At 55.1% G+C, this 16,412-nt stretch carries 16 protein-coding genes; 9 read left to right on the top strand and 7 right to left on the bottom strand.

Features of this window, described 5'->3' with window-relative positions; all coding sequences use genetic code 11:
* Positions 1 to 97 precede the first annotated feature (97 nt).
* Both P1X16_RS16190 and P1X16_RS16185 read left to right on the top strand, forming a co-directional pair.
* Positions 98 to 931: an alpha/beta fold hydrolase gene (locus P1X16_RS16190; protein WP_277231067.1), complete on the top strand. Its 834-nt coding sequence runs from the start codon at positions 98 to 100 to the stop codon at positions 929 to 931.
* Positions 932 to 1,145: 214 nt separating this feature from the next.
* Positions 1,146 to 2,312: an esterase-like activity of phytase family protein gene (locus tag P1X16_RS16185; protein WP_277231065.1), complete on the top strand. Its 1,167-nt coding sequence runs from the start codon at positions 1,146 to 1,148 to the stop codon at positions 2,310 to 2,312.
* A 136-nt stretch (positions 2,313 to 2,448) separates the two neighbouring features.
* On the opposite strand, the gene P1X16_RS16180 is transcribed toward P1X16_RS16185, so the two are convergent.
* On the bottom strand, positions 2,449 to 2,970 hold the full coding sequence (locus P1X16_RS16180) for a GNAT family N-acetyltransferase (RefSeq protein WP_277231063.1): 522 nt from the start codon (positions 2,968 to 2,970) through the stop codon (positions 2,449 to 2,451).
* A 241-nt stretch (positions 2,971 to 3,211) separates the two neighbouring features.
* On the opposite strand from P1X16_RS16180, the gene P1X16_RS16175 reads away from it, so the two are divergent.
* On the top strand, positions 3,212 to 3,958 hold the full coding sequence (locus P1X16_RS16175; RefSeq protein ID WP_277231062.1) for an energy transducer TonB: 747 nt from the start codon (positions 3,212 to 3,214) through the stop codon (positions 3,956 to 3,958).
* 54 nt (positions 3,959 to 4,012) lie between these two features.
* Here P1X16_RS16175 and mfd read toward each other — a convergent pair whose 3' ends face one another.
* Positions 4,013 to 7,564: a transcription-repair coupling factor gene (gene mfd / locus P1X16_RS16170; protein ID WP_277231060.1), complete on the bottom strand. Its 3,552-nt coding sequence runs from the start codon at positions 7,562 to 7,564 to the stop codon at positions 4,013 to 4,015.
* Positions 7,565 to 7,761: 197 nt separating this feature from the next.
* Between mfd and P1X16_RS16165 the strand changes: the two genes are divergently transcribed.
* The 3 genes from P1X16_RS16165 to P1X16_RS16155 all read left to right on the top strand — a co-directional run bounded on the left by P1X16_RS16165 (position 7,762) and on the right by P1X16_RS16155 (position 10,853).
* Entirely contained in the window at positions 7,762 to 7,980 is a 219-nt protein-coding gene (locus P1X16_RS16165) for a hypothetical protein (protein ID WP_277231058.1), read from the top strand.
* Positions 7,981 to 8,384: 404 nt separating this feature from the next.
* Positions 8,385 to 9,125, top strand: a complete 741-nt coding sequence (locus P1X16_RS16160) for a metal-dependent hydrolase (protein ID WP_277231056.1) — start codon at positions 8,385 to 8,387, stop codon at positions 9,123 to 9,125.
* A 720-nt stretch (positions 9,126 to 9,845) separates the two neighbouring features.
* Positions 9,846 to 10,853 carry an NYN domain-containing protein gene (locus P1X16_RS16155; RefSeq protein ID WP_277231054.1) on the top strand — a complete coding sequence of 336 codons (1,008 nt, stop codon included), beginning with the start codon at positions 9,846 to 9,848 and terminating at the stop codon, positions 10,851 to 10,853.
* A gap of 194 nt (positions 10,854 to 11,047) precedes the next feature.
* Here P1X16_RS16155 and P1X16_RS16150 read toward each other — a convergent pair whose 3' ends face one another.
* Positions 11,048 to 11,521: a PaaI family thioesterase gene (locus tag P1X16_RS16150; protein WP_277231053.1), complete on the bottom strand. Its 474-nt coding sequence runs from the start codon at positions 11,519 to 11,521 to the stop codon at positions 11,048 to 11,050.
* 173 nt (positions 11,522 to 11,694) lie between these two features.
* On the opposite strand from P1X16_RS16150, the gene P1X16_RS16145 reads away from it, so the two are divergent.
* The gene (locus P1X16_RS16145) at positions 11,695 to 12,000 is read left to right on the top strand and encodes a DUF962 domain-containing protein (protein ID WP_277231052.1); all 306 of its coding nucleotides are present in this window, start codon (positions 11,695 to 11,697) and stop codon (positions 11,998 to 12,000) included.
* A gap of 38 nt (positions 12,001 to 12,038) precedes the next feature.
* Here P1X16_RS16145 and P1X16_RS16140 read toward each other — a convergent pair whose 3' ends face one another.
* Positions 12,039 to 12,482 (bottom strand): GNAT family N-acetyltransferase, encoded by a 444-nt coding sequence (locus P1X16_RS16140; RefSeq protein WP_277231050.1) that lies wholly within the window; start codon positions 12,480 to 12,482, stop codon positions 12,039 to 12,041.
* Between the two features lie 309 nt (positions 12,483 to 12,791).
* Between P1X16_RS16140 and P1X16_RS16135 the strand changes: the two genes are divergently transcribed.
* A complete protein-coding gene (locus tag P1X16_RS16135) occupies positions 12,792 to 13,283 on the top strand; it encodes a YajQ family cyclic di-GMP-binding protein (RefSeq protein ID WP_277231049.1) in 492 nt (163 codons plus the stop codon).
* A gap of 102 nt (positions 13,284 to 13,385) precedes the next feature.
* Positions 13,386 to 14,159 (top strand): TerC family protein, encoded by a 774-nt coding sequence (locus P1X16_RS16130; RefSeq protein ID WP_277231047.1) that lies wholly within the window; start codon positions 13,386 to 13,388, stop codon positions 14,157 to 14,159.
* A 145-nt stretch (positions 14,160 to 14,304) separates the two neighbouring features.
* Here the strand turns inward: P1X16_RS16130 and P1X16_RS16125 are convergent, their stop codons facing one another.
* The 3 genes from P1X16_RS16125 to P1X16_RS16115 form a co-directional block, all read right to left on the bottom strand.
* Positions 14,305 to 15,087 carry a J domain-containing protein gene (locus P1X16_RS16125; RefSeq protein WP_277231045.1) on the bottom strand — a complete coding sequence of 261 codons (783 nt, stop codon included), beginning with the start codon at positions 15,085 to 15,087 and terminating at the stop codon, positions 14,305 to 14,307.
* Positions 15,084 to 15,497, bottom strand: a complete 414-nt coding sequence (locus tag P1X16_RS16120; protein WP_277231043.1) for a hypothetical protein — start codon at positions 15,495 to 15,497, stop codon at positions 15,084 to 15,086. The genes P1X16_RS16125 and P1X16_RS16120 overlap by 4 nt, the downstream gene beginning before the upstream one ends.
* 270 nt (positions 15,498 to 15,767) lie before the next feature.
* Complete coding sequence (locus P1X16_RS16115) at positions 15,768 to 16,316, bottom strand: RNA methyltransferase (protein WP_277231041.1); 549 nt, start codon at positions 16,314 to 16,316, stop codon at positions 15,768 to 15,770.
* Positions 16,317 to 16,412: the final 96 nt, after the last annotated feature.

Below are 16,412 nucleotides of genomic sequence, written 5' to 3'. Positions count from 1 at the left end.
GGTTACCACGTACTACCAACTCAACCGTTGCCCATTGCCCAGCTGGTAGCAGCTCGCCGGGTGGTGGCAACGGCTCCACCCCTTACGCAACGCCCCTATGCACCTACACCACACCCGACACGGCTCTGGCAAACCACTGCTGCTTATTCACGGCATCGGCGGCAGCAGCCACTCCTGGAATACCATCCTCGACGAGCTGGCAACTCACCGCGAGGTAATCACTATCGACCTGCCCGGCCACGGCCAGACGCCCCCGTTGCCCGGTTCTAATTCCTTCTACGCTCTGGTCGATGCTGTGGCGGATTGGCTGCGCGCTCAGCACCTGGAAGGCATAGCCTGCGTGGGCTCCTCGATGGGCGCGCGGCTGGTGCTGGAACTGGCCCGGCGCGGCGTGGTGGGAGCGGTGGTGGCCCTCGACCCCGGCGGGTTTTGGCGGGGCTGGCAGATACCCGTCTTCTACTACTCGGTGGGCGGTTCGGTGCGCTTGCTACGGGCGGTGGAACCTATATTGCCGGCTCTTACGGCCAGTACCGTCGGGCGGACGCTGCTACTAGCGCAGTTTTCGGCACGGCCGTGGCGGGTGCCCGCTTCGGTGGCGCTGACGGAGCTGCGCAGCTTTGTGCACACTCCCATCTTCGATGAGTTGCTGCACGATCTGGCTTACGGCAAAAAGCAGGAAGGTGCTTCGCGTGGCAGCATCCGGCACCCCTTAGTAATTGGGTGGGGCCGACAAGACCGGGTGTGCTTCCCTAGCCAGGCCCGCCGCGCCGCCGCGGCCTTCCCCGATGCCACCCTGTACTGGTTCGACCATTGCGGCCACTTTCCGCATTGGGACCAACCCACCGAAACCGTGCAATTGATTCTGTCGGTAACCGGCCGCGAAACTGCTACCTCGGCCGCTAGTGTACCGGCTCACCATGCTGCCGAGTAGCCGCCGTTTCACGTAGCATCTAACCACAACGCCCCCGGCTATATAGTTAGGGGCGTTGCGGTCTTACGGTCTTCTGCTACACTGAATGAGCGGGAAAGCACAAGTAATTGTTCTTTTCCTAGTTAAAATATAATGGTAGCTTAACTACGGCGCCTGGAACAATGGCGTTATTTGCTGACTGCTTTTGTGTGTTCCTTCCCTCACCCCTTCCTCTATGAAACAGCACTTCCCACTTGCAACGCTTCTTCTCGCATGTACCGCCGTTCCGCTGCTTACCGGCTGCGCCGACGATGATTCCGACACGCCTACCACCCCTATTAGCGTGTCTTCGCTCCGCTTTATCGGCGAGAAGATTGTGCCCTTCAAACAGGACTACAATGGCACAACGCTCGGCGGCTTCTCGGGCATCGACTACCGCCCCGACAACAACTCGTACTACATCATGTGCGATGATGCGTCGGCGTTTCAGCCGGTGCGCTACTACACCGCCAACCTCGACTTCAACCAGACCACCTTCTCGGGCGTCACGTTTACGGGCGTAACCACCCTCAAGCGGCCCGATGGCACCAACTTCCCCAGCGCCGCCACTGACCCCTACAACACCGTAGACCCGGAAGGCATCCGCTACGACGCCGCCAAGAAACAAATCATCTGGTCGAGTGAGGGCGTGCGCAACGTGGCCCTTACCCCACCCGCGCTAATCAATCCGTTTCTGCGCACGGCCACTCCCGATGGGGCCTATGTTGCCGAATTTGCGCTGCCGCCGCTGTTTCGCGTGCAGGCTACTGAAAACGGCACTCGTTCCAACGGCTCGTTCGAGGGGCTATCCATCACGCCCGATGGCCGCTACCTGTTTACGGCGCAAGAAGAACCGATTTACGAAGACGGCCCCCGCGCCAGTGCGGGCGTGGCTGGCGCGGTTATCCGCATCGTCAAGTACGACAAAGACACGCGGCAGCCGATTGCGCAGTTTGCTTACAAACTGGATGCCGTGCACGCCGCCCCCATACCCGCCAATCAATTTCAGCTGAACGGGGTGGTGGAAGTGCTGGCTTTGTCGGGCAATAAGCTGCTGGCCATGGAACGCTCCTTTGCCGTAGGCGCCACCCCCGACTACGTGGTGAAGATCTATGAAATCGACCTGACGCGGGCCTCCGATGTATCGTCCGTGACTTCGCTGGTTGATGCCAGCTATACCCCCGTCACGAAGCGCTTGGTGCTGGACGTAGCCACTACGGGTATTCAGCGAGTTGACAACCTGGAGGGCATGACCTTTGGGCCCAAGTTGCCCAACGGCCACAATTCCCTGGTTCTGGTAGCCGATGATAACTTCGGTGCCACCCAGATTTCGCAGTTCCTAGCGTTTGAAGTACTACCCTAGCCTACCTAGTTTAAGTAGGCTAGCAGCACAGAAGCGGAAGCTCGGATACTACCGGGCTTCCGCTTCTGTGTTCGGGGTCACCCATAGCAAGGCTGTTTCTGAAGTCCGCTCTTATAATAGTATCCTGCATAGCATTTCAACCTAGCCAGCAGGCTACTGTGTTGGCTTGAGCACCTTTACATACTTGACAATGTCTTCGCCAAAGCCGGCGCGCTCGTACACACACGGTGCGGGCGTGGGTGTTTTGGGCAAACACGCTGAGCGTAAGCCACGCATAGCCACGCTCTAGAGCCCACGCTTCGGCGTAGTTGAGCAAGGCCCGGCCAATGCCCTGGCCTTCAGCTGTGCTAGCCACGGCCAAATCGGCAATGTGGGCATGCTCATGCTGGTAGAAGTCGGTGTTGATGGTAAGATGCAGCAAGCCAACGGGCCGCCCATCCAGTTCGGCTACTACCACGCTGCGCTGCGGCGTGGGCTGATACACTGCCTCCAACAGCACCGCTATATCGGTGGCATTGAGCTGCGCCGGGTCGCGCCAAGCAGGCGGCCCGAAAGCCACGAGCCGTGGCATCAGGCCACGAATAAACGCTTCATCGACCGGGGTAGCCGCACGAATTTGGAGGGAGGCATGAGAAGACGGGGCGAGACGAGAAGACATAACCAGTAGCAGATAAGGTCAGAGGTACGAGCCTATACGTTAGCACTACTATTCCTCGTTAAATTTTCGCTACCAACAACTGCGCGACGTCCCTCAACTGCTCATTCATCACCAAAGCAATAGATACTTACATCTAGCGCTACTTGATTCTACTAGTTAGTTATAGCCAAACGGTCACATCGAAAAAGATTACTCCTAACGTTGTTGACACATCAACCTCCCTCTTGACTATTACATTACTATGCAGAATCAGTTCTTTCTACTGTTCGCCTGTTTACTCGTTGCATTTCCGCTCATTTGCTCAGGCCAGGACACAAAGAAGGTTTTAGTTAAAAGCAAAAACTCTAATTACAGAGAAGAATACTCCGTTTTGAAAACAGCGCCAACCCTCAAACATGGCCGTTATATGAAGTATGAGGGAGGCTTTTTAAGAAAAACTATTGTAAGTGGCTATTACACGAATGGAAAAAAGGACAGCCTCTGGACGGAGTACAGCTGGAACCACAAATCATTGTGGTCTAAAGGCCGTTACCATAATGATCAAAAAGTCGGCATTTGGGAGTACTACAGCTTCACCGGCGAGCTTGAGCAGAAGTATGATTACACTCGCCACCAATTACTATTCAACAAGCCTAGCAGCTTGGAATTGAAAGTAACATTCAAGTCATTGATGGCAGGAGTTGCTTTAGATGCTAATCCAGTATACATCGGCGGCCTTAGTACAGCTTATGCCTTTATTACCAAAAATATCCGTTACCCTGCTATCTATCTACGAAGCCAAGTAGATGGTACCGTACGAATAGCTTTTACAATTACCTCCAACGGTGAAACCACCAATTATCGAGTAGCACGCCCTATTGCTTCAGGTCTAGATGAGGAAGCTATGCGCGTCGTAAAACTACTGCCAGCGACATGGTTACCAGCCTCAATAGGGGGCAAACCAGTTGCCGCCGAATGCGAGCTGCCTGTTACCTTCCGTATCAACTAATAGAGCATAAAAAAGCCTGTCCTTTTATGGAACAGGCTTTTTCTTAACCAACCTTTACACCCCTACCTTTTCCTCACTGCCTAACTCGCTGAGGATGCGCTTGGCGGTTTGCACGTTCTTCACTTCCTCGATGCTGACGATGAGCTGCTCTTTGCGCTCCTTCATGCTGGCCGTGCGGGTGTGGGTTTGCACGTAGCTCAGGATGTTGCCGAAGGTGTCGCTCTGGAAGTAGGGCTCGTTGTTGGTGGCCGAGATGTAGCCTTTGAGCAGGTTCTTCTTCAGCGTCAGCTTCTCGAAGCCCACCTGGCAGGCCTGCCAGCGCAGCCGCACGATGTCGGCCAGTTGCTCCACTTCCTGCGGCAGCGGCCCAAACCGGTCCACAATGCCGGCCACCAGCTTGCGCAGTTCCTCGGGGCTCTTCACCCGATCCAGCTTGCTGTACAGCTGCAAGCGCTCCGACACGTTGCTCACGTAGGAGTCGGGAATCAGGATTTGCAGGTCGGTTTCGATGTTGCACTCCTTGGGGCCGCTGGCTTTGGCGGCTTCCTGGAGGCGCTGCGTGGGGTCGCCGAGGAACAAGTCGCGGAACTCGGTTTCCTTGAGCTCCGTCACCGCCTCGTCCAGAATCTGGTGGTAGGTTTCAAAGCCCAGGTCGTTGATGAAGCCCGACTGCTCGCCGCCCAGCAGGTTGCCCGCCCCCCGGATATCCAGGTCGCGCATGGCCACCTTGAACCCGTCGCCGAGGTCCGAGAATTCTTCGAGCGTGCTCAGGCGTTTGCGGGCATCGGAAGGCAAACCGGCCACCGGCGGCGTGAGCAGGTAGCAGTAGGCTTTCTTGTTGGAGCGGCCCACGCGCCCGCGCATCTGGTGCAGGTCGCTCAACCCGAACAGGTGGGCGCGGTTGATGATGATGGTGTTGGCGTTCGGAATATCTAGGCCCGACTCAATCAGGTTGGTGCTCACCAGCACGTCGTAGTCGCCGTCCACAAACTTCATCATGCGCTTTTCCAGCAGGTCGCCCTCCATCTGCCCGTGGATGTAGGTCACGCGGGCATCGGGCACCAGGCGCAGCACCATGTTGGCTAGTTCCTCGATGTCTTTCACGCGGTTGTGCACGAAAAACACCTGCCCGCCGCGCTTGATTTCACGGGCCACCGCGTCGCGCACCAGCAGCTCGTCAAACACGTGCAGCTCGGTTTGCACCGGCTGGCGGTTGGGTGGCGGCGTGGCAATTACGCTCAGGTCGCGGGCGCCCATCAGCGAGAAGTGCAGCGTCCGCGGTATCGGCGTTGCCGACAGCGTGAGCGTGTCCACGTTCACCTTCAACTCCTTGAGCTTGTCCTTGGTTTTCACCCCGAACTTCTGCTCTTCGTCGATGATGAGCAAGCCCAGGTCCTTGAACTTGATGTCTTTGTTGGTGAGGCGGTGCGTGCCAATCAGAATGTCGGTTTTGCCCTCGGCCACCCGGCCCAGCGTTTCCTTGATCTGCTTGGTGCTCTTGAAGCGGTTCACGTACTCCACCGTCACGGGCAGGGCCGAGAGCCGCTCCCGGAACGTTTTGTAGTGCTGCATGGCCAGGATGGTGGTTGGCACCAGCACGGCCACCTGCTTGCCATCGGCCACCGACTTAAACGCCGCCCGAATAGCCACTTCCGTCTTGCCGAAGCCCACGTCGCCGCACACCAGCCGGTCCATGGGGTGGGGCACCTCCATGTCGCGCTTCACATCTTCGGTAGCCTTGGCCTGGTCGGGGGTGTCTTCGTAGATGAAGCTCGATTCCAGCTCGGCCTGCATAAACGAATCGGGCGCGAAGGGGTGGCCGGGCGCGGTTTTGCGCTTGGCGTACAACCGAATCAGTTCGGCCGCAATGTCCTTCACCTTCTTCTTTACCGACTTCTTCTTGTTTTCCCACTCCGGCGAGCCCAGCTTGCTCATGCTCGGCGGGGTGCCCTCGGCCCCCGAGTACTTGGCAATCTTGTGCAGGGCGTGGATGCTCACCGTCAGCACGTCGTCGTCGCGGTACACCAGCCGGATGGCTTCCTGCACCCGGTCGTTGATTTCCACCTGCGTGAGGCCGGCAAAGCGCGCAATGCCGTAGTCCTGGTGCACCACATAGTCGCCGGGGCTCAGGGTGCGCAGCTCTTTCAGGGTCAGGGCTTTCTTCTTCGAGAACTTGCGCCCTTCCTGTGCCCGATAGAATCGCTCAAACAGCTGGTGGTCGGTGTACACCACCAGTTTCAGCGTCTCGTCCACGTAGCCTTCGCGCAACCCCAGCAGCAGGTGCTGAAACTGCACGTTGTTGTCCAGCTCATCGAAGATGGTCCGCAGCCGGTCCGCCTGCCGCACCGACTCGGCCGCTATGATATTGGTGTAACCTTTCTCCTGGTTTTCGTGCAGGTTCTTCACCAGCCGGTTGAAGTCCTTGTTGAAGCTCGGCTGCGGCTTGGCCGTAAACTGAAACTCCTCGGCTCCCGCCTTGTAGTGAAACCGCTTGCCGAATTCCACTACCGCAAAGCCTTCCAGCAGTTTCTTAAACGACTTGCCCGTCTCAAACAAGTCCTCGGGCTTGCTCACGATTTGAGTGCCACCCGCCGTGAGTAGTAACTCCTGAAAGCCCTGCTCGGCCTTATCGAACGATTCTTCTACCACGTCCAGCGTCTGGCGCATGTCCTTGGCCCACACCGTGGTGTTCTTCGGAATGAAGTCCAGAAATGCCTCGCGGGTTTCTTGCAACAGCTTGGTTTGCACGTTCGGGATGATGCTCACCTGCTCGCGCTTCTCCACCGACAGCTGGCTTTCCGGGTCGAACGTCCGAATAGTCTCTACCTCGTCGCCGAACAACTCGATGCGGTACGGCAGCTCGTTGGCATACGAGAAGATGTCCACGATGCCGCCGCGCACCGCAAACTGCCCCGCCTCGTACACAAAATCGGTCCGCTCGAAGTCGTACTCCGCCAGCATCTCACTGATGAAGTTCACGTCCAGTTTGTCGCCGTTTTTCACAATAAACGTGTTGGCCACCAAGCTTTTCTTGTTGATTACCTTCTCGAACAACGCCTCCGGATAGGTAATGATGATGGCCCCAGCCGTGTCTTTCACGCTGGCCCGTGCGCCCTTCTTGCCCTTGGCTTTCGAGTCGCCTTCCGCAGCGTTATCATCGGCAGCATCTTCGGCGTCTTCCGTAGCTTTTTCGGCGGCGGTTTTGGGTCCACGGTGCGAGTTCAGCTTGTTTAGCACCTCGGCCCGCATCAGCACATTGGCGTTTTCCGTCTCGTCGAAAGCGTAGGGCCGCTTGTACGAGCTTGGAAACAGCAGCGGCTCTTCGTTAGGCAGCAGATGCTGAATATCAGCCAGGAAATACGCCGCTTCCTCCCGGTCGTGCAGAATGAACAGGTGGTGCTGATCCGGAAACGCCGTGTGCAAGGCCGCAGCCAGCACGGCATCTTGGCTCCCGACTAGGCCGCGCAGGTGCAAACGCGGATGCGCCCCGTCCTCGGCCGGCGCGGTCCCCCGTAGCGTGTTGCGCGTCGCCGGATTTAGGCGGGCCCCCACGGTCATCAGGGTGGGATCGAGAGAATAAAGCTGGAGAAAATCAGAAACCTTCAAAGCGGCGGATAGTCTAGAAGAGGAAGCAAAGGTAGAAGCCCGGCCGGAGTCATCTCCGGTCGGGCGAGGCTAAATAGGGCGCGCCAAGGCACACGCTATCCAATACCACAGCCCGCCCCCGAAAGTTTCCGCAACATTTTTGCTATGTGTGTTGTACCTTCCTACTTCACGCGCTAAACTGGCCTCCTGACCTCACTATGACAGAATCAAACAACGAGCCCGTCGGTCAGGATTGGGACCAACTCCTCGACCAGCTCCGTCAACTTCGCCAACAGGTTAAGGAGCACGGCCCCTTACCTCCCGAAGAGCAGGAAGAAGCCACCAACGCCTTTAAACAAGGACTCTCCTTGCTCGAAAATCAGGTGGAAGACATCCGCAACAACAGCAACCTGAAAGGCAGTTCTGGCGAGTGGTAAGGTGCATACTTTGCACGACACCCAAACGGTCACACGGTTTGGATTGCCGTTCAGGTCACTAACTATAACGATAGTTTTATTTTTATTGACTGAAGATCTTTTCTTTGCTCACGGCACTATTGAACTTCGAGCACACTATTTATAGCTAAGTGCCTTTCGTATAAGGGTATAGTCAGGCACCTTATAGCAATCAGTTGCTCGATAGTACTTTTATTATAGAAGCATAAGGATATAAAGTTTTACTGTTCGGCTTAATCGGTTAGATTTGGGCTTCTGTAGATGAAAGTTGCTTATACATCGAAAATCCCCTCTATACTGCACTTAAAAAAGCTATTATTGCACTCTCACTAGCAACACCATCTTTAGTGTTCTATTATTTATTACTCTATAAAGTATAAGTTCTTTTGCGCGGATCATCTCATCTAGCTATTGGTCTTATTACGGGCGTAGCCATTGGCGGCCTTGTCACGGGAGTTAAGTTTTCTCCGGCAGGTATTGCCCTGGCTGGTTTCTCTGCCCTTGCTCCCGACCTCGATCATCCAGAATCTCGTCTTAGCAAACGCCTTGGGTTCGCACAAAACTACGTGCGCTGGGCATTTGTGGTGGTAGCGGCTGGTCTGGCACTCTACACGCATTTTATGGAGCCTCCCGGCCCCGACCGACGCATGGGCTTCACGGCAGCGCTGGCCTTTGGGTTACTCGGGGCTGCCATGCAGGGCGGCTCGGCCCGCAAGCTGGCCCTATTGTTCACCGGGCTCTGCACCGTAGTGGCCGGTCTCTATACTGGCTACGTTTGGCTCAGTATGCTTGGCTTGTTTGTGGCGGTTGCGCCGTTCACCTCGCATCGGTCTTGGACCCACACCATCTGGGCCGCTGGCCTCTGGACCTACATCGGCCACTTAGCCAACCAGGGCCTCGGCTGGCACGGTGTAGCTCTTTTTGCAGGCGGTGGCTACGTCTCTCACCTGCTTGCCGATACCCTCACCAAAGCCGGCGTCAAATGGTTTATGCCCCTCACCGATACTTCATTAAAGATTCCACTTATTCGCACTGGCTCCACTAGTGGCAACTTGCTGGAAGTAGGTATCTGTAGCGGCTACGGCTTGCTAGTTCTAGGACTTGTAATAGGTAAAATGAGCTTTTAACTCTAAAAAGATTGCACACTGAACCCTGTTACTGCCAGACGGTGTTCTTTTTACAACCAACGATTATAGGTGAGACTCCGCAACTATGTAGCTACTTATGTCGTCATTCGTAAATTAGCGCTGGCTTTATGCCAGTGTGCGGGTGGTGCAAATAGGTGGTTGTTGACTTTTAACAGTTTTTGCTGGCATTACTTTGGTAGTAGCAACGCCAGATTGACATTCAAGATTTAGGGATTGTTTGTAGTAACCTTCTTACTCCAATAAATTCGCGTTCCAGCCCAACAACGCACGTAGCTTTCGAAGCTTCGTTTTTGCTCTTTAACCTATTGATTAACTGTATTCATTTGTACTATGTAGAATATATTTTTTATAATATTACACTTACCCCGAATGGCGGTATAACTATCTAGAGTTAGCGGGTCCATCAGTTGTAGGCCCTGGCTTTCAGGCATCGTTTCGCTCTATACTATTATCTCTATTCGGTAACAGCTTGTTTTACTCTTCTACTCCCTTCCGCCCCGATCATCTCCACACAGGATTTCCCTTCGCCTGTTACGCAAAAAGATGGTATTCATTACCTGCAGCCTTATGGGCTGTAAGCTAAGTTACTAAGCTTCGTACCTTTGGCCTGGTTTTGTAGAAATCCTAAATCCTATTGCACCAGATTACCCGCTCTTATATCTCCGCACCTCTTGCTTACTCTCAACCCTTTTTCACAGTATGAACCAGATAAATAGCCCTCTGATTAGGATCGGCGTCTTTTATGACGGCAATTATTTCCTAAAAATCAGTGATTACTACTACTTCCAGCATGACCGCAAGGCCCGCATTAGCTTGGAAGGACTACACGAGTTTATTCGTCATCAAGTTGCCGAAGAAGAAGACGTAGATCTTCGCTTAAGCCGAGTTATAGATGCTCATTTCTTCCGCGGCCGCCTCTCGGCTACGGAAGCCCGTGATAAAGACCGGTTGTTCCACGACCGTTTGCTCGACGATATCCTCATGAATATGGGTATCGCTACGCATTACATGCCCCTCAAAACGCGTGACGGCCGCTTGCAAGAAAAAGGCATCGACGTATGGCTGTCGTTGGAGGCTCTCGAGCTGACCCTGCACAAGAGCTACGACGTAGTAGTGCTCATCGCCGGCGACTCCGATTATGCTCCCCTGATCAAGAAGCTCAACACCATTGGTACCCGGGTGATGCTGCTGAACTGGGACTTCAAATACGTTGATTTCAAAGGCGAAGCCCGCGTGACCCGCGCCTCTCAGCACTTGCTCGAGCAAGCCACGTACCCTGTGCAAATGCACGAAATCATCGACCAGGGCCTCGCCGATGGCGACGAGCTGATCGAAACCATGTTCGTGAACACGCCAGAGCCTGTTGCTTTCCCTGCTCCCGCTAAGCCTGTACGCCCTACCGGCCCCACGGCTGCTGGTCCAGTAGGCACAGTAGGCATCAGCACCATCAAAAACTTGAAGAACGGCTTCGGTTTCGTGGTAATGCCACCAAACAACCTGTTCTTCAGCTACGCCGACATGTCGGAAGGCGACTTCAACGAACTGCGCGAAGGCGACTGGGTTGAGTTCACCGTGGGCCGCAACCACCGCGACGAAGATTGCGCCCGCAACGTACGCAAAGTTGATCCGCCCCATATGGAAGAAGGCGACGAGTACGACGAAGAGCACAGCCAAACCGAGTCAGCCGACTCGTCGGAGCGTCTCTAATCTTCGCCCTCAGTTGAGTTTGTTAAGCAAAAAGCCGCCGGTATCCCCGGCGGCTTTTTGCTTTTCTTTTGAAATAACGAGGCGACCTGTTTAGGCTACTGAAACCTGCTGTTGAAGATTCCAGACACTACTGCAGAGTTCTATACAAACTGCGGCAGATGTATAGAAGGCCAACTAGTTTGTTGTCTTTGCGCTTATTGGTCGCTTTCCGGAAAAAGCAGGCGATGGAAGTCTCGCTTATCGGCAGGGTAGCGGTTGAAGGTGCCCATACCACGCGCTACCACCATGTTGGCACGGGTGGGGCAGCTGATAGAAGCGCTACTCACTACCAGTGTCTTGCCGTGGTGCTCAACTGTAGCGCGAGCCACGAGGTGGTCGTGCAGGCGCACAGGATGTAAGTAGTTGATCTTGAACTCCACGGTCGATACCAACTCCCCGGTAGTGAAAGCTAGCGAAAGGGCAGCCGCTCCTAGTGCCGCATCCATCAAACCTGCTATTACTCCCCCATGGCAAGTCCCCGGCGACGACAAGTGCTCCTCGCCGATGGTCATGGTGTACAACACCTCGCCGGGCTTGGTCACGGTCAGTTCCATGCCGTTGGTGCGGCCGTAGTTGTTGATCTGATTGTAGATGGCCACTAGCGTAGCAACATCAGGAACCTGTTCCATAACACTAGAAAGTGGAAGCAGAGAAGAGAAAATAAAGCGTGGTGCAAAGCAAAGCCTGCACTTGCCCATCTGGTGGGTGCATGAGCCGAAGGTAGCGGCTAGCCACCAAACCCGTATCAACTTTTGCTGGCAATGAAGTATATTCAGCCACTGCCTCTGCTTATCCGTGCTCTATGCCTACCCCACCCCTCACCTTCTCTGAGTTCTACCCCCGCTATCTGCGCGACCACAGCCGCCGCGGCACCCGAATTCTGCATTTCATTGGCACCACGTTGTTTCTGCTCTGCTTGGCAATGGCTGTAGTCTGGCAGCAACCGTTATTGATACTGGCAGGCATAGTGGCGGCCTACGGCTTTGCATGGGTAGGCCACTTTTTCGTGGAGCACAATCGACCAGCCACCTTCCAATACCCCTGGCTTTCCCTCCGCGGCGACTTTCAGCTGTACTGGGATTTGCTCTGTGGCCGAGAATCATTTTAAGTGGCCAGCCGGTTCTCGACGCCGTTGAGTTCTGGCAACTATTCAGCCAGTTCTTTGGTCATCAGGAAGTGCGGAATGCTGCCAAACAACGTATGCGACGGTGCTTCCAGCACGTAGCCGAGCCGGGTGTAAAACGGTACGGCAGCTTCGCGGGCATGTAGCCGGATTTCAGTGTAGCCAAGCCGGCGCCCGGCTTCTTCCAGATACTCCAGCAGTTCGCGTCCAATTCCGTGGCCTTGCCAAGCCGGTGCTACAGCCATAAACCGTACCTGTCCCCGCGCCTGCTCTGCCGATTGCAGCATGGCTACGCCCACGGCCGTACCATCGGGCGTAAGCCGGAGAGCGTGCACGGTGGCTGGGTCTTCGTCCTCAGGCACCCGTTCCGAGCCTGCCGGCTGCTGCCAGGGCTGCCGCAATACCTCGTAGCGTAGCCGGTAATAAGCAGCCCATTCAGCGGGCGTGCGGGGAGAGCGAATCTTCATGAATGACAAAGCTAAACAAACACAAGGGCGGGCAAGCGCACCGCCTTGGCAACGCACTTCCTAGCGAGGTAATACTTATTATAAGAGAGGTTGTTTTCTTATTTTCAGAAAGAAGTACGCCCAATTCACGCGCTTCTGGTGCATCAATACGTGAAGCCCTAGCTTTACGCCGCAAGTCTGGTGGTGTGGCTGGCAAATCATGTGGCAGCCACTTCACGTATTCGCATGTCACCTTCCTACCTTTACCCCGTAGAAAATGGCGGGTTAGTGTACTCTACAGCCCTCCAATTTTCCTAAACTCCCTATTCCATGGCATCTTTTGATATCGTGAGCAAAGTGGACCCGCAAACGCTAGAAAATGCGGTGAACACTGCCAAAAAAGAACTTCAAACCCGCTACGACTTGCGCGACACCAAGGGCGGCATCGACCTCGATAAGAAAGCCAACACCATCTTGCTGAGCTCGGAAAACTCGATGCGCGTTAAGGCTCTGGAAGATATTTTGCTGGCCCGCGTAGTAAAGCAGGGCATTGACGGTACGGCACTGGATTTTACCGCCGAAGAACAGCCAAGCGGTAACTTGGTCAAGAAAACCATTAAAGTGCGGGCAGGCGTTGACAAAGAAGCAGGCCGCAAAATCGTCAAGGCCATCAAAGACGCCAAGCTGAAAGTGGAAGCCCAAATGCAGGATGACCAAGTGCGCGTCACGGCCAAGAAAATCGACGAGCTACAAGCCGTTATTGCGCTGCTGCGCCGCACCGACATCGGCCAGCCCCTGCAATTTGTGAACATGAAGAGTTGAATGGCTGAATTGCTGAATGGTTAAGTGGCTGGTCGTCTGGACAGCCTAGTGATAAACCAACCATTTACCAATCAATTCATTCAACCATTAACCAACCAATCAATGCAATTCGACTTTTCGGTATTCTCCAACCCACAGACCTGGGTGAGCCTGCTCACCCTGACCTTCATGGAAATTGTGTTGGGAATCGACAACATCATCTTCATTTCCATCATCGTCAACCGGCTGCCACGCGAGCGGCAGGGCCGCGGCCGAACCATCGGGCTATTGCTGGCGCTGGTTTTCCGCATCGGGCTGCTGCTCAGTATCTCCTGGATTGTGGGCCTGAAGTCGGCACTCTTTACCCTGAACCTGCCGTGGCTGGAAGAGCCGTTTGGCGTATCGGGCCGCGACTTGATTTTATTTGGCGGCGGCTTGTTCTTGATTGGTAAGAGCACCACCGAAATTCACACCAAGCTCCAAGGCGAGGAGGAAGAAACGCATGAAGACGGCAAAGCCAAGGTGTCGATGGGTGGTATTATCCTCCAGATTATCCTTATCGACATTGTTTTCAGCTTCGACTCCATTCTCACGGCGGTGGGCCTGGTCGATAACGTGCTGATTATGATTATGGCCGTCATCCTGTCAATGGGCGTAATGCTGGTTTTCTCGGGAGTGGTGGCCGATTTTGTGAACCGCAACCCAACCATCAAAATGCTGGCTCTCTCCTTCCTGATTATGATTGGGGTGATGCTGGTAATGGAATCTTTCCACAAGGAAATCGAGAAGGGCTACATCTACTTCGCCATGGCTTTCTCGCTGGTAGTCGAGCTGCTGAACATGCGCTTGCGCAAAAAAAGCCCACCCGTTGAGCTTCGCGAGTCCAAATACGACTAGGTCTAGCACTAGGCTAGTGCTTTATCATCAAAAAGGCCCACAACTTCCGTTGTGGGCCTTTTTGATGATGGTTAAATAGGGTGGTACGACGTAAATGAGTGGATTTCCTCGTGAAGCTTGTTACGCCAAAACCAAGGTATGGGGCCTACGTGCCACTTAGCGCCATTAGCAGCAGAATAATGCCTACTGCAGCACCCACAATTGCCACATTCACTCTGGCTGCATCGGACAGGTGCTTGGCTTGCGTAGCAGCAGCTAAAAGCAGCAGCAGCGTCGTGAAAGCCAGCAGGCTACCATGGGTGGCATGAATCGGCAACCACGTTCCGTCGGGCAGATAGGCTTCGTGAATAAACTTGAAAAGCCAGGAAGTTCGCACCCGGAAACCTGATGTGGAAAGAGGAATTTCTGCAAGTGTGTTGAACTCACCTTGCGAAGTAACCACCCAGTTGTACAGATTGCCGGCTCCGTCGCGCGAAGTACCAATGCTGATGAAATCGGCCGTTGCGTAGTGGCGCAGCACGAAAAAATCGAGCAGGATGAGCGCTGGTAGCACCGCCAGCCACTTTCCCCATCGCTTGGCAGTGCGAGCATACGCCGGGAAGTTCAGCCGCTTTGGCACGTAGCTACGGCGCCGCCAGATAGGCGGGGGCGGCGGCCGACGAGGCGCCCGAGCGGCAACTGGTGGCTGCCCCGGTTGTAACGGTCGCACCCGGTTTCGCATTTCGCGCAACTGCGAATCGTAGAAGTAGCGACGGGTGGGCTCGTTCAGTGCCTCGTACGCCTCGTTCACAGCGATGAAGCGTTGGTGAGCCGCAGGATCAGGCGTACGGTCGGGGTGCGTGAGCAGCGCCAAGCGCCGGTATGCCCGGCGAATATCATCGGGGGTGGCCTGCTCACTCACGCCTAATATGGCGTAGTAAGTCGTCATACCCCACTTGCTTTTACCACTGCTTCCACTTGGTCTTGCACGCGGCGCACGGCCAACTCCAGCAACCGGCGGTTTAGCTCGGAGCGGTGCTGCCGATAGAAATCAAGCTCGGCACTGGTAAAAAAGCCGCTCACCAGCCCTACCACCGTGTAGCGCAGCTTCACGTTGCGGGTCAGCAGTTCGATTAGCAGGCGCTGCTGGTCAGCGGCGGAAGCAGCTGCCAAGGGCACGTGATGGTCGCGCACGAAATCGGCCACTACGGCTAGTAACAAATCATTTTGCAGTTTAAGGATGGGTCGCAGGGTGTGGTGCAGGAAGTCGCCGGACGTAGCATCGCCACTGGCTGGCGCCGTATCCACGACTGGGCGCAGGGCCAGCAGCGCGGCATCGGGTCGGGTAATAGATGACATAAGGAAAGCAATAACGGACGAGCTAATACACTAAGTACGAGAAAACCTACCTAGCTTGGATGCCAGGTACGACCAGACTAGAAAATAAACTTTTAGAAGATAGATTGGAATCTATCCTGGCTGCTCTCCGTCCTTGTTCAGCTTCACCTCACTAGAGATTAGGCGGCATCTCACCTACTGGCGCTGCCACGCAAATCATCATTTAAGCGCAGCATAAGTCTGATACTGTTGACTGGAAAACGGTTATCTTCTGGTGTTATACACTTGTACTTACGCCTCGCGCCCCGTGGTCCAGCCTAGCTTGCTCAGGAAATCCCACAGCACCACCCCAGCCGCCACGCTTACATTCAACGAGTGCTTGGTACCAAACTGCGGTATCTCCACCGCCGCGTCGCAGAAAGCCAGCACCTCGTCTTCTACCCCAAACACCTCGTTGCCCATCACCAAGGCATAAGGTCGCGCTGGGTCCGGCTGAAAGGCGGGCAACAACTGACTACCTGTGGTTTGCTCGACGGCCACCAGCACGTAGCCAGCGGCCTTCAGTTGCTGAAGCGCCTCTAGCGTGGTAGCGGCGTACTCCCACACCACCGACTCGGTGGAACCCAAGGCTGTCTTGGTGATTTCGCGCTGCGGGGGGCGCCCCGTGATACCACAGAGCCAGATTTTTTCGATGGCAAATGCATCGGCGGTCCGAAAGGCGGCACCCACGTTATGTAGGCTACGCACGTTGTCGAGCACTAGGGTGAGGGGGAATTTTCGCGTATTTTTGAAGTCTGCCACCGTCAGTCGGTTCAGCTCTTCCATCGAGAGTTTGCGCATGCCTGCAAAGGTAGGAACGCGCCCGTAGGTGGCTGATGTTAGCCATCTATATTCCGGAATGCAGCGCGAAGCTCCAGCTTCGCGCGTCGTTGAACG

This window comes from Hymenobacter sp. YC55 (assembly GCF_029433095.1).
GTDB lineage: Bacteria > Bacteroidota > Bacteroidia > Cytophagales > Hymenobacteraceae > Hymenobacter.
The sequence above is the reverse complement of the archived record's forward strand: the minus strand, read 5'-3'. Positions and strand labels throughout refer to the sequence as shown.

Bases quoted from the DNA above. Each gene is read 5' to 3' on its own strand.
- P1X16_RS16165 (WP_277231058.1), top strand. From the start codon at position 7,762: ATGACAGAATCAAACAACGAGCCCGTCGGTCAGGATTGGGACCAACTC.
- P1X16_RS16185 (WP_277231065.1), top strand. From the start codon at position 1,146: ATGAAACAGCACTTCCCACTTGCAACGCTTCTTCTCGCATGTACCGCC.
- P1X16_RS16145 (WP_277231052.1), top strand. From the start codon at position 11,695: ATGCCTACCCCACCCCTCACCTTCTCTGAGTTCTACCCCCGCTATCTG.
- P1X16_RS16190 (WP_277231067.1), top strand. From the start codon at position 98: ATGCACCTACACCACACCCGACACGGCTCTGGCAAACCACTGCTGCTT.
- P1X16_RS16150 (WP_277231053.1), bottom strand. From the start codon at position 11,521: ATGGAACAGGTTCCTGATGTTGCTACGCTAGTGGCCATCTACAATCAG.
- P1X16_RS16130 (WP_277231047.1), top strand. From the start codon at position 13,386: ATGCAATTCGACTTTTCGGTATTCTCCAACCCACAGACCTGGGTGAGC.
- P1X16_RS16120 (WP_277231043.1), bottom strand. From the start codon at position 15,497: ATGTCATCTATTACCCGACCCGATGCCGCGCTGCTGGCCCTGCGCCCA.
- P1X16_RS16115 (WP_277231041.1), bottom strand. From the start codon at position 16,316: ATGCGCAAACTCTCGATGGAAGAGCTGAACCGACTGACGGTGGCAGAC.
- P1X16_RS16140 (WP_277231050.1), bottom strand. From the start codon at position 12,482: ATGAAGATTCGCTCTCCCCGCACGCCCGCTGAATGGGCTGCTTATTAC.
- P1X16_RS16135 (WP_277231049.1), top strand. From the start codon at position 12,792: ATGGCATCTTTTGATATCGTGAGCAAAGTGGACCCGCAAACGCTAGAA.
- P1X16_RS16125 (WP_277231045.1), bottom strand. From the start codon at position 15,087: ATGACGACTTACTACGCCATATTAGGCGTGAGTGAGCAGGCCACCCCC.
- P1X16_RS16155 (WP_277231054.1), top strand. From the start codon at position 9,846: ATGAACCAGATAAATAGCCCTCTGATTAGGATCGGCGTCTTTTATGAC.
- P1X16_RS16180 (WP_277231063.1), bottom strand. From the start codon at position 2,970: ATGTCTTCTCGTCTCGCCCCGTCTTCTCATGCCTCCCTCCAAATTCGT.
- P1X16_RS16175 (WP_277231062.1), top strand. From the start codon at position 3,212: ATGCAGAATCAGTTCTTTCTACTGTTCGCCTGTTTACTCGTTGCATTT.